The sequence below is a fragment of the Mycobacteroides immunogenum genome, assembly GCF_001605725.1.
In the GTDB taxonomy this organism is placed as follows: Bacteria; Actinomycetota; Actinomycetes; order Mycobacteriales; family Mycobacteriaceae; genus Mycobacterium; species Mycobacterium immunogenum.
This window is the reverse complement of record NZ_CP011530.1, coordinates 3,033,737-3,045,980: the sequence shown is the minus strand read 5'-3', so window position 1 is coordinate 3,045,980 and position 12,244 is coordinate 3,033,737. Positions and strand designations below refer to the sequence as shown.

Here is a 12,244-nt window from a genome sequence, read left to right as displayed (position 1 = left end):
CGCCGTCGTGATCTTGTACTGTGTGGCGACGAAACGGTCGCCAAACCCGGGATGAGGCAACGGTCGCGATGAGATTGATCCTGGAATTGATCCGGCCCTACCGATGGCTGATTGCCTCGATCTTCGCTGTCCTGGTGGTGCAGATTGCCGTGGGCCTGGCGGCTCCCTGGCCACTGAAGGTTGTGCTGGACAGCGTGGTCGGGGACCATCCGCTGCCGGGTTGGCTGCATGGTCTTCTGCAGCCGATGCTCGGTGGCGAGGGGCGGATGCACGTGGCCGGGTTGGCCGCGATCATGCTGGTCGCCATCGCGGTGGTGGGCGCGATCGCGACATATGCGGCCAACTATCTGACCGAGACGGTCGGACAGCGCATCGGTAACGACCTGCGGACCCGCGCGTACCACCACTTGCAGCAGCTGTCCCTGAACTATTTCGACACCCATCGCGTCGGGCCCATACTGAGCACCCTCACCGACGATGTCGACACCATCCAGGATTTCGCCTCGGCCTCCACGCTCGGCATCGCGACGGACCTGCTGACCATCGCGGGAATGTTGGTCCTGATGCTGTGGCTGCAATGGGATTTCACCCTTGTCGCACTCGCGGTCGCGCCGCTGTTGTTGTTGTTCGTATCCCGCATCCGCAAGTCCGTCAAGGCAGCCACTCATGAAGTGCGTCAACGTGAATCAGACATTGTGGCGGTCGCTGAGGAAGGCTTGCAGTCCATCCGGGTCGTCAAGGCGTTCGACAGGGAAGAACTTCAAGAGCGTCAGCTGGCCATCGTCGGCCAGCAGGCGGTCAACGCGGCACTGAACGCGCGACGGGTGAAATCGGTGGTGTCGCCCATTGTCGCCGTGGTGGTGGCCGCCTGCACTGCGCTGGTGCTGTGGCGCGGATCGGCGCTCATCCTGGCAGGGGTGATGACTGCCGGCACCCTGACGGTGTTCATCGCCTATCTGACGTCGTTCTTCAAGCCCGTACAGGACCTGGCCAAGCTGACCAACACCATCGCGATGGCATCGGTAGGGGTCGACCGTGTCAATGCCCTCCTCAATGCGGAGACCGCGATCGAGGAGAAGGCTGACGCGGTGGACCCGGGACGTATCCGGGGCGCGCTCAGTTTCGAGCGGGTGGCATTCAGCTACGACGGGGCGACCCCGGTGCTGCGCGACGTGACCTTCGAGGTGGAGCCCGGTCAGCTGGTCGGCGTCGTCGGACACACCGGAAGCGGAAAATCCAGTCTGGTCAGTCTGATTCCGCGTTTCTACGACCCGAGCGTAGGCACCGTGCGGATCGACGGCGTTGACTTGCGCGACTACAAGCTTCATGAACTGCGCCGCCGCATCGCCTACGTCCTGCAGGACACCGTGCTGTTTCGCGGGACGATCCGCGAGAACATCGCCTTCGGCCGGCCCGATGCCGATCACGAAGAGGTTGTCGAGATGGCCAAACTGGCCAACGCGCACGAGTTCATTTCCGAGATGGCGCTGGGCTACGACAGCCCGGTGGGGGAGCGTGGACTCACCCTCTCGGGTGGCCAGCGGCAACGCATCGGTATCGCCCGTGCGCTCATCCGTGACAGCCCGATCCTCATCCTCGACGAACCGACCGCCGCGCTCGACGCGGAGTCCGAGCGTCTGGTCATGTCCGCGCTACAGCGGCTCATGCGAGACCGCACAGTGATCACGATCGCCCACCGCCTCAGCACGATTCGCGAGGCGGACAAGATCGTCGTGTTGGAAGAAGGGCGTGTCGTCGAGCAGGGCACGCATAAGGATCTGCTTACCGCGGGCGGCAGATACGCCGACCTGCATCGCATCCAATACGAGGACGACACACCGTGACGCGTTCGCTGATCATCCTGCCTGACGACTCGGCGAAGCCGGTTCTGGACGCGATCCACGCCTCCACCCGCTCGGTCCGCATCAAGATGTTCGCCTTCAGCCACCTGCCGTTGTTGGAGGCGGTGGTCGCGGCCCACCGGCGCGGTGTCCAGGTGAAGGTGATGCTCAACCCGGAACGTCGCGACGGCGAGACCGACAATGATGCCGCTCGGGACATGCTGCAGCAGTTCGGAATAGATGTGCGCGAGAGCAATCCGGCCTTCGATCTGACGCACGAGAAATCAATGGTCGTGGACGATGAACACGCCTTCGTGGAATCGCTGAACTGGACCGAGGAGAATTTCACCGTCACCCGCGACTACGCAGTCGTCACCCCCAGCGCCTACGAGGTCGCGGAGATCGTTGACTGCTTCGAAGCGGATTGGGCGCGTGAGGATTTCGATCCTGGCGAGGGGGCACACCTGATCTGGTGCCCGTTCAACGGCAGGCATCGCATCGCCGATTTCATCGACAGCGCCCAGCACACCTTGTTCCTGCAGAACGAGCGGTACCAGGATCCGGTGATCATCGAGCGCCTGGTGCGGGCCGCCCATCGCGGCGTGAAGGTGCACGTCATGGCGCGTGCGGCGCATCACTTGAAGTCGGGAAAGCTACTCGAGGGCGTCAGTGGGATGCGGATCCTTGACGATGTGGGCATCAAGATCCACCGCCTCAAGCATATGAAGCTGCACGCCAAGATGATCCTCGCCGATCACGAGCGGGCGGTGGTGGGCTCGATCAATTTCTCCCCGGGCAGTTTCGACCATCGACGCGAACTCGCCATCGAGGTGACCGACCACCACCTGATCAAGCGGTTGAACGAGGTGGCGCATCACGATTGGAAGCACTCCGAGCCGATGGATCTGTCGGATGCGGGATTGATCGCCGACCTGGTCGGCAGCGACCCGCACGATGTCGACCAGCTCGCCCTGCATGACCTGGACGCCGAGGCGTGAGCGGAAGCTAAAACCGTTGGCGGATTGTCGGAGTGCTTTCGTACCCTGGGTTGATGGGCTTCGCCAAACAGTTGAAAACTGAAGGGGTCCTTGGGGAAAACCCGGGGGACTCTTCGGGCGAAGAACCCTATGGTCAGTCATCCCGCCTCCCGCGGGCGCTGCGCCCCATGCGGCACCGCGACTATCGACTGCTCACCTTGGGCTTGGCCATCACGCTGTTGGGTAACGGCATGTGGACCGTGGCACTGGTCTGGCAGGTCATCCGGATGGGATTGGGGCCCACGCAGGTGGCCGTTGTCGGCACCACGTTCAGCGTGGGTCTGCTGGTCAGTGTGCTACCCGCGGGTGTGGCCGCCGACCGGCTGCCCAAGCTGTGGGTGATGCGGTGCTCGCTGGCGGTGCAGACCGCGCTGATGCTCACCACCGCGACGCTCGCCTTGACCGGCGTGGCCCACATTTGGCATCTGGCACTGAACTCGTTGCTGTTCGGCATTGCCGAGGGGTTCTACATCCCGGCCTACACGGCACTGCTTCCGAGCCTGCTTCCTGCCGACGAGCTGTTGGCCGCCAATGGAATCGAAGGAATTTTGCGGCCGGTGATGCAGCTGGCCGCCGGGCCCGCGGTGAGCGCCGCCATTGTCAGCGTGTGGTCGCCGGGTGGTGCCTTCCTGCTCGAGGGGATGTTGGTGGCCGCGGGCCTGTGCTGTCTGCTGCTGGTCCGGCACCGGCACGAACCACCCGCCGTGGCGGAGGTGCGCCGGCATCCGCTGCGCCGTGCGCTCGCCGATTTGGCGGAGGGTTTCCGCTACATGGTGCACACCACCTGGTTCTTCGCGACCCTGCTGTTCGCGATCGGCTACGTGTTGGTGGTGGTGGGGCCCATCGAGATCCTGCTGCCGTTTGTCCTGCGCGATCACGGCGGGGACCCCGGCACTCACGCCACGGTGCTGGCGCTTTTCGGCCTGGCCGGAGCGGTCGGTTCGTTCATCGTGTCCTCGCTGCCCTTGGCCCGCCGGTACCTGACGGTGATGATCCTGATGTGGGGAGCGGGTTCACTGCCCCTGGTGCTCATCGGATTCACCGGGCATGTCTGGATCATCGCGGTCGCCATGATCGTGGTGGGCGGCACCATGCAGGCGGCCAACGTCATCTGGGGCACGCTGATGCAGCGGCGCGTGCCCGAGGAGATGCTGGGCCGGGCGGCCAGCATGGACTTCTTCGTATCCCTGGTCGGCCTGCCGGCATCCTTCGCCCTGGTGGTTCCGGTGGCACACGTCATCGGTAACACAACGGTGTTCTTCATCGCTGGCGTCGCGCCTCTGGTACTGGCGATTGCCGCCCATATCGTCGCGCGACTGGGCCGGGACGAAATGGCGCACCCCCTGGGCTAATGTGAGTGCCGATAACGGGAACACCACATCTCACACCGACAAAGAGGGAGCGCTACGTGACTGTCCGGGTAGGCGTAAACGGGTTTGGCCGGATCGGCCGGAACTTCTTTCGGGCACTGGACGCGCAGAAGGCTCAAGGGATCAACACCGACATCGAGATCGTCGCGGTCAACGACCTGACCGATAACGCCACCCTGGCCCACCTGCTGAAATTCGACTCCATCCTGGGCCGGCTGCCCTACGACGTCAGCCTCGAAGGTGACGACACCATCGTCGTCGGCGACCACAAGATCAAGGCTCTCGAGGTTCGCGAAGGACCTGCGGCGCTGCCGTGGGGTGACCTGGGTGTCGACGTCGTCGTGGAATCGACCGGCATCTTCACCAAGCGCGAGAAGGCGCAGGGCCACCTGGACGCCGGTGCCAAGAAGGTCATCATCTCCGCGCCCGCCAGTGATGAGGACATCACCATCGTGCTGGGCGTCAACGACGACAAGTACGACGGCAGCCAGAACATCATCTCCAATGCCTCGTGCACCACGAACTGCCTCGGACCGCTGGCCAAGGTGCTCAACGACGAGTTCGGCATCGTCAAGGGCCTGATGACCACCATCCACGCGTACACCCAGGACCAGAACCTGCAGGACGGCCCGCACGGCGACCTGCGTCGCGCCCGCGCCGCGGCCCTGAACATCGTGCCGACCTCGACCGGTGCCGCCAAGGCCATCGGCCTCGTCTTGCCTGAACTGAAAGGCAAGCTCGACGGCTACGCCCTGCGCGTGCCGATTCCCACGGGCTCGGCGACCGACCTCACCGTGGAACTCGCCAAGGCCGCGAGCGCTGCCGACATCAACGCCGCCATGAAGGCCGCCGCGGAGGGCAAGCTCAAGGGCATCCTGAAGTACTACGACGCGCCGATCGTGTCCTCGGACATCGTCACCGACCCGCACAGCTCGATCTTCGACGCGGGCCTGACCAAGGTCATCGACAACCAGGCCAAGGTCGTCTCCTGGTACGACAACGAGTGGGGCTACTCGAACCGCCTCGTCGACCTGGTCGGCCTGGTCGGCAAGTCGCTCTAGCCGCATGAGCATCAAGTCGCTGAACGACCTGCTGGCCGAGGGAGTTTCGGGCAAGGGTGTGCTGGTCCGCTCGGACCTGAACGTTCCGCTCGAATATGGGGACGACAACATCGCCCGAATTTCTGACCCTGGTCGCATCGTGGCCTCGGTCCCGACCATCCGCGCATTGGCGGGTGCCGGGGCCAAGGTCATCGTGACCGCGCATTTGGGCCGTCCGGACGGCAAGCCGGATCCCAAGTTGTCGCTGGCCCCCGTCGGTGCGGCACTCGGTGAGCTCTTGGGTCAGCACGTGCAGGTGGCCGGTGATGTGGTCGGGACCGACGCGCTGGCGCGTGCCGAGGGCCTGACCGACGGCGATGTGCTGCTGCTGGAGAACATCCGGTTCGACCCGCGGGAAACCAGCAAGGACGACGCACAGCGGCTGGCGCTGGCACAGGAGCTGGCCGAGCTGGTCGGCGGTCCAACCGGTACCGGTGGCGCGTTCGTGTCCGACGGGTTCGGGGTGGTGCACCGCAAGCAGGCCTCCGTCTACGACGTGGCGACCCTGCTGCCGCATTACGCCGGTGGTCTGGTGGCTGCCGAGGTCGAAGTGCTCAAGCGGCTGTCCGAATCGACAGAGCGTCCGTACGCGGTGGTGCTCGGCGGGTCGAAGGTCTCCGACAAGCTGGCGGTCATCGAGTCGCTGGCCACCAAGGCGGACAGCCTGGTGATCGGTGGCGGCATGTGCTTCACCTTTTTGGCGGCGCAGGGCCTGCCGGTAGGCAAGTCGCTGGTACAGCCCGAACAGATCGAGACCTGCCGCGACCTTTTGGACAGGTACGCCGACGTCATCCATCTGCCGATGGACATCGTGGCTGCCGACGCCTTCGCAGCCGATTCGCCTTCGGAAATCGTTGCCGCGGATGCGATTCCGGACGGCAAGATGGGCCTTGATATCGGGCCGGAGTCGGTCAAACGATTCGCCGCCGTGTTGTCCAATGCCAAGACCATCTTCTGGAACGGCCCCATGGGTGTGTTCGAGTTCCCGGCGTTCGCCGCGGGTACTCGGGGGGTGGCCGAGGCGATCATCGCGGCCACCGAGAAGGGTGCCTTCAGTGTGGTCGGCGGTGGTGATTCGGCGGCCGCGGTGCGCGCACTGGACCTGCCGGACGATGGTTTCTCGCACATCTCCACCGGTGGTGGCGCATCCCTGGAATACCTTGAAGGCAAGGCGCTTCCGGGTATCGAAGTACTCGAAAGCTAGAGGAGCTCCGCATGAGCCGCAAGCCACTGATCGCTGGCAACTGGAAGATGAACCTCAATCATTTCGAGGCCATCGCCCTGGTCCAGAAGATCGCTTTTTCCTTGCCGGACAAGTACTTCGACAAAGTAGACGTGACGGTCATTCCGCCGTTCACCGACATCCGGAGCGTGCAGACCCTGGTCGACGGGGACAAGTTGCGTCTCACCTATGGCGCACAGGATGTGTCGGTACATGATTCAGGTGCCTACACCGGCGAGATCAGCGGTGCGTTCCTGGCCAAGCTGGGTGTCACCTACGTCGTCGTCGGGCACTCCGAGCGGCGGCAGTACCACGGCGAGGACGACGCCCTGGTAGCCGCCAAGGCGGCCGCGGCCCTCAAGCACGGTCTGACGCCGATCGTGTGTATCGGTGAGGCCCTGGACATCCGGGAAGCCGGGGACCATGTCCAATACAACGTGAACTCCTTGCGGGGGTCGCTGGCAGGTCTCAGTGCTGAGCAGGTTGCGAAGGTCGTGATTGCCTACGAGCCGGTGTGGGCCATCGGCACCGGGCGGGTGGCCAGCGCGGCGGACGCACAGGAAGTGTGTACCGCGATCCGATCCGAGCTTGCGCAGATCGCGAATTCCGGGGTGGCGGCGTCTGTTCGAGTTCTGTACGGCGGCTCTGCCAACGCCAAGAACGTCGGCGAGATCGTCGCGCAGGAGGATGTCGACGGCGCACTTGTCGGCGGCGCGTCGCTGGACGGAGAACAGTTCGCTCAGATGTCGGCCATCGCCGCGGGCGGGCCCCTGCTCTAGCTCAGCTGTGCGGCAGATTCCGCAGATGCGCGCCACGTGCCAGCACCCCGTCCAGGGTGGTGAGGAAGGCGGGCATGTTCGCGGTATCGCCGGAAGCCGTTTCGTACCAATCGATTCCGGGTGAGCCATCGGCGCCGGTGTCGAGTGCTGCCATTGCGTCGAGCCAGGGGCCCAGCTGGCCGAGCACAATGGCGTACGGCGCGGCCCGGGTCAGGACAATCTCAGCGTCGGCGGCATCCAGACCGTCGACACTGAGCTCACCCAGATAGCGGCGCAGCGCGGCCACGTGTGCCACCAGCAGGTGACCGCGCGCCGTGCGGACCGGCAACAACATGCCGGCCAGTGCGCAGACGGCACCCAGGCCGCACAGCGCTACCCCGACCATGGCATTGCCGATGCTGATCGCCAAAACGGCAGTGACCAGGAGGCCGGCCAGCAGCACACCGATTCCGTAGCGGGCCAAGGTACCGAGGTGCTCCGGTGCGCGGCGGAACCACCCGTGGCGCTGGGCGTCGGCGTACATCGCATCGGGGATGTCGCCGAGGTCCAGCCGCGGCCCTGGCAGGTGCAGGCTGGACATGAACACCGTCGGGGTGCCCTCCGGTAACAACATGTCCAGAAGCCCGACCTCATAGGAGATCAACAGGCCGTCCGCCGGGGCGCGGCGGGATATCTGCCAATCGAGCCGACCACCGGGCCCGGTGGTTTCGGCGATCCACAGGTATCCGCGAACCGCCAGGTCGACGACTGTCGCTGTCAGGTCTACCGCGTCGACACGCAGATCGATGACGGTGCCCACCTGGCCCGGCAGCACCCCGTCCGGTGCGGCGAAACGCGTGCCCTTCTCATCGCGCACCAGGGGATCGGTGAGGGTGACGGCGATATCGCGGGCGCGCGCGTCGCGCCGGCGGGCGATGAGCACCCACGCCGCGAGTGCGGCGGAGGCGACGCCGAGGCCGGTCAGGGCAGCGATTCCCGGCGCCGTCAGTGCAAAGGCGCCCTGCTGTCCGGGGAGTGCGGAGAATGATGCGGTTGCCGGTACCGTGCCCGCCGGAATGATCACGGTGAACGTGGCGAGTGTGTCGGGCGGCAGGTCGTCTTGTTGTACCCGAACCACCCCGGTGTGATCCACCTGGGCTGCGGTGCAACGTATTTGAGCTCCCGCGGGGCCCAGCGTGCACGTGGGTGAGCTCGGCTTGGTGCTGGGTGATGCGAATGAACCGGTAACGCCGTGTAGGCGGGAATCCCAGCCGGAGGCGAACGGCCAGAGCACCTGCTGGTGATCGGCGATATCGGCGACCGTCCCGCGAACCGTGTAGGTGACGGTGGCGGGGCCGGCCGCGGTGGTGATCAACGTGTTTCCATCGACGGCCGCCGTCGCGTCGCCGGTGGCGGCGACGTCGCTGACCTCGAAATGTTGCGTCCGATTGCCCTCGACGGCCATATCTAATGCCAGATGGCGTTGCAGGACTTGACCTTTGGCCGGGCTGATGGTTTCGGCGATGTTCAGTGCGCCATCTGCCGTGAGGCTCATGGCAACAGCGACGGTGGCCGGGGGAGGGTCGGCGCTTGCCGGTGCTGCCATGAGAATCGATCCGGCACAAACCGTCAGGCACAACGCCAACCGCACCGCCACCCCGCGAGTCATCTCTCCCACGGCGGTAACCCTAGGTGAGTGTCGATATGCTGGCCCGCATTCACCGAATGTGTTGGGGGGACTAGGTGGGGCCACCGTCGTACTACCAGCCCAGACCCGTACCGGCGTGGGGTGTACCGCTGCCACCGCCGGCCCGCGCCCAGATGGTGCCACCTGCGCGCGGTTGGCTGCCGCCGCCCGGCCCGGTATTTCCCGGATATCCCGTTGCCCAACCCCGGCCCGGATATCGTGTGCCGCCCGCGCGGCCGGTGTATCCGCCGCCGGTGGCCTATGGGGGGCCACCGCGCCGGTCCCGCGGCGGCATGATCATCGCAATCGCGGCCTTCGTGTTGGTTTTGGCCTTGATGCTGGGTGCGGCGGTGGTGTGGGCGCGCCATGTGGGTTCCGGTAGGCGCCAGCCGGTGCGGGCCTCCACCACTTGGCAGTACCCGTCGGCAACGCCGTGGACAAGTCCCACGACGACGCGCCCGCAGCCACCAGCCGGGCCACAGCCGGTCTACGCGCTTGGCGACAACCCGTTGTTTCGGGACCGGGATGCGGGGTTCCGCAATACGCCCTGCTCCACGAGCACATGGCCATTTGATATTCCGCATGCTGAGGCGTTTTACGGAGATCTGCGGGGGTGCTTGGATCCGGAGTGGAAGCGGCTACTGGACTGGTCCCACTTGCCCTGGTCATCGCCGGGATTGGTAGTGGCAGGAAGCTATGTGGACTCACCCTGTGGGGACGAGGACTTCGTGGGCGGCGAGACAGCTGCTTTCTACTGCTCATCGAACAACACGATCTACATGTCGACGGTGAGCATGTCGCCGAACAGGTACGGCAATCACGACGGCTTTTACCTTGCCGTTTATGCGCACGAGTACGGGCATCACGTTCAGGAGCTCAGCGGAATATCGTCGGAGGAGTGGAATCAGCGTGTTGCCGCGGGTGTGGATTCTCCGGTGGGGCTGGAGCTGTCCCGGCGTAGCGAACTTCAGGCCCAGTGCTTCTCAGGAATGTTCGTCGGGTCGCGGCGCGGGGGCACCATCACCCAGCACGAACTCGACCTCGCGTGGAATGACCAGGATCGGGGCGATGGGCAACGGTCGAAGCGCGACCATGGTTCCAATGAACACTCCGAGGCATGGTGGCGGCACGGCTCGGAGACGAACCGGTTGTGGGAGTGCAACACGTGGCTCTCGCCGAGTGACCAGGTGAGCTGATCGGACTCGGTTCATCCCTGCGCAAGAGAGCGCACCGCGAGCCGGTAAGCTGGCCGCATGGAATTGGCGTTGCAGATCGTCCTGGTGATCACGAGCTTGCTGGTGGTCCTGCTGGTGCTGTTGCACCGCGCGAAGGGTGGCGGTCTGTCGACGCTGTTCGGCGGCGGTGTTCAGTCCAGCCTGTCGGGTTCGACCGTGGTGGAGAAGAACCTGGACCGGCTTACCTACTTCGTCACCGCGATTTGGGTGATCTCAATTGTTGGTGTCGGGCTGCAAATCAAGCTCGGCGGATAGCGCCTGAACGTTTCACCCACAGCGGACTACTGCACAGGTAGTCCGCTGTTTTGTCTCTGGGACATATGTTCTCGCAGGTAATTGACGTTTCATTCATTTGCCAAGAAATTTCTTCAAAATTCATGGAACCGATTCACGTCCTCGGCGCATCAATCTCTATGTATGGCACAGAAGTCGACATATGCCATCAGCGGTCGGTGGACCGGGGACGCGGAGGGGACGTTCCCGTTTCACCGGTCGTGTCCTCGGAAAGGAGCCCCTCGTCATGTCGGAGTGCCGTGGTGACCCCCGCCAATGGATTCGTGAGTATCAGGATCGCCTGGAGGTTCTTGGGCAGCGTGCCCAGTACGTGCAGCAGACCGTGGGGCTGGTTCGCGGTCATGCGAAGGACGACGTGGGGGTAGCGGTGACCGTCGGTTCGGGGGGACGTATCGAGGCGCTGGATCTGGACGAGTCGACGCTGTCGATGGATGCGAGGGATCTGTCGGCCATCATCACCAGGACAATTGCGGCGGCGCAGGTCAACGCGGCCAGTCAGATCCACAGCACACTGCACGACCTCACCGGTGACGGACCGGCGATGGACTACGTCAAGGGCTACCTGGACGGGGGGCACCTTGGGGAGGGCGATCATCTGGGACCGGACTCATGAGCGACGAGACGGGGACTTTCCGGTTTGATCGCGATGTGGTGCTGCGTGAGGCAGCGAACCTGGAAGGCGCTGGGGGGTCGCTTCGGTTTCTGCTCGAACACCACGGAGAGGGGCTGGGTGACCGTGACCTGGGGGCGGTGTCGTCGGACTTTGTGATGTCGGTGCGGGGGAGCATCGACCAATTGACCGACGCGGTGCGCACTCTTGGTGATGTGATTGTGGAGACGGGGCAGCGTCTGCATGATCAGGCCCGACGGATTGCCGATTCCGAGGACCAGAGCGTCGCCGCGATGACGAAGATTGGTGAAGGGTTCGGTGGACACCCTTGATGCCGAGCTGAAACCGCTCACTCGCCTTGACGATGCCGGATTGGGCTTCGTGGTCGAGCATGTCCGGTTCCTCGAAGAGCCGCTCGACGCGCTACGCGGTGATCCGGTGGCGGCATCCGCCGAAGCAACTTTCTGGCGATACTGCATCGCCGATGTCACCAACGTGCAGCAGGAACTGGCGGCCGTGCTGAAAGCACTCGATGACGGCCATAGCGGTTCGGCGGCAACGGGATTCGGTGAAACGTCGGGTGCGATCGATGATGCCCTGCAGGAGCTGCGACTTGTCGCGGCGAATATCAATCAACGCATCAATGTGGTGACCGACCTGGTCACCCATACCCGCAGCATGCTCGGGCAATGGGTTGAAGGCTATGTCGACGACATCATCACCGAGTTCACGGCGGCGAGGGCGGCATCACCGATCACCCAGGGCGGCAGTGTCGCGACCACTATCGCTTCGGCGGTGGCAGAGGCCTCCGAACTCGGAAACAAGATGGGGCGCACGCTGTCTCAGCTGCTGGACCGCTTGGACGAGCATGCGGCCGCGATCGCGGACGGAGTCGCCGAGTTCGCGGTCAACGTGGAACGGCTGCGCACCCCGGCGCCGGGGCCCGCGATTGCCACTCCGGTTCCGGTTGCCGCGGTGAGCAAATCACAGCCACCCGCCGCGCCGTCCGAACATGGTCTTGCCGTTGACCCCGACGCGCTCTTCGCGGCCGGGCAGGGGAACGACAGCTAGCGCGCCGCGCACACGGTGT

12 protein-coding genes are annotated in these 12,244 nt (G+C 64.6%); 11 read left to right on the top strand and 1 reads right to left on the bottom strand.

Features of this window, described 5'->3' with window-relative positions; genetic code table 11:
* Positions 1 to 68: 68 nt before the first annotated feature.
* The 6 genes from ABG82_RS14855 (at position 69) to tpiA (ending at position 7,349) form a co-directional block, all read left to right on the top strand.
* On the top strand, positions 69 to 1,844 hold the full coding sequence (locus ABG82_RS14855) for an ABC transporter ATP-binding protein (protein ID WP_043075580.1): 1,776 nt from the start codon (positions 69 to 71) through the stop codon (positions 1,842 to 1,844).
* Entirely contained in the window at positions 1,841 to 2,839 is a 999-nt protein-coding gene (locus ABG82_RS14850; RefSeq protein WP_043075581.1) for a phospholipase D-like domain-containing protein, read from the top strand. The genes ABG82_RS14855 and ABG82_RS14850 overlap by 4 nt, the downstream gene beginning before the upstream one ends.
* Positions 2,840 to 3,006: 167 nt before the next feature.
* Positions 3,007 to 4,230, top strand: coding sequence for an MFS transporter (locus ABG82_RS14845; RefSeq protein ID WP_043075582.1), 1,224 nt, complete (start codon positions 3,007 to 3,009; stop codon positions 4,228 to 4,230).
* Between the two features lie 56 nt (positions 4,231 to 4,286).
* Positions 4,287 to 5,309, top strand: a complete 1,023-nt coding sequence (gap, locus tag ABG82_RS14840) for a type I glyceraldehyde-3-phosphate dehydrogenase (RefSeq protein ID WP_043075583.1) — start codon at positions 4,287 to 4,289, stop codon at positions 5,307 to 5,309.
* A gap of 4 nt (positions 5,310 to 5,313) precedes the next feature.
* Positions 5,314 to 6,552 (top strand): phosphoglycerate kinase, encoded by a 1,239-nt coding sequence (locus ABG82_RS14835; RefSeq protein ID WP_043075584.1) that lies wholly within the window; start codon positions 5,314 to 5,316, stop codon positions 6,550 to 6,552.
* Positions 6,553 to 6,563: 11 nt separating this feature from the next.
* Positions 6,564 to 7,349, top strand: a complete 786-nt coding sequence (gene tpiA / locus ABG82_RS14830; RefSeq protein ID WP_043075585.1) for a triose-phosphate isomerase — start codon at positions 6,564 to 6,566, stop codon at positions 7,347 to 7,349.
* A gap of 1 nt (position 7,350) precedes the next feature.
* Here tpiA and ABG82_RS14825 read toward each other — a convergent pair whose 3' ends face one another.
* A complete protein-coding gene (locus tag ABG82_RS14825; RefSeq protein WP_043075586.1) occupies positions 7,351 to 8,997 on the bottom strand; it encodes a DUF2207 family protein in 1,647 nt (548 codons plus the stop codon).
* Positions 8,998 to 9,149: 152 nt separating this feature from the next.
* Between ABG82_RS14825 and ABG82_RS14820 the strand changes: the two genes are divergently transcribed.
* The 5 genes from ABG82_RS14820 (at position 9,150) to ABG82_RS14800 (ending at position 12,225) form a co-directional block, all read left to right on the top strand.
* Complete coding sequence (locus ABG82_RS14820; protein WP_276049568.1) at positions 9,150 to 10,211, top strand: neutral zinc metallopeptidase; 1,062 nt, start codon at positions 9,150 to 9,152, stop codon at positions 10,209 to 10,211.
* 57 nt (positions 10,212 to 10,268) lie between these two features.
* Positions 10,269 to 10,505 carry a preprotein translocase subunit SecG gene (gene secG, locus ABG82_RS14815; protein ID WP_043075588.1) on the top strand — a complete coding sequence of 79 codons (237 nt, stop codon included), beginning with the start codon at positions 10,269 to 10,271 and terminating at the stop codon, positions 10,503 to 10,505.
* Positions 10,506 to 10,770: 265 nt separating this feature from the next.
* Positions 10,771 to 11,157 (top strand): hypothetical protein, encoded by a 387-nt coding sequence (locus tag ABG82_RS14810; RefSeq protein WP_043075589.1) that lies wholly within the window; start codon positions 10,771 to 10,773, stop codon positions 11,155 to 11,157.
* Entirely contained in the window at positions 11,154 to 11,486 is a 333-nt protein-coding gene (locus tag ABG82_RS14805) for a hypothetical protein (RefSeq protein ID WP_043075590.1), read from the top strand. Before ABG82_RS14810 ends, ABG82_RS14805 begins: the two co-directional genes overlap by 4 nt.
* A complete protein-coding gene (locus ABG82_RS14800; RefSeq protein ID WP_043075591.1) occupies positions 11,473 to 12,225 on the top strand; it encodes a hypothetical protein in 753 nt (250 codons plus the stop codon). The genes ABG82_RS14805 and ABG82_RS14800 overlap by 14 nt, the downstream gene beginning before the upstream one ends.
* Positions 12,226 to 12,244: the final 19 nt, after the last annotated feature.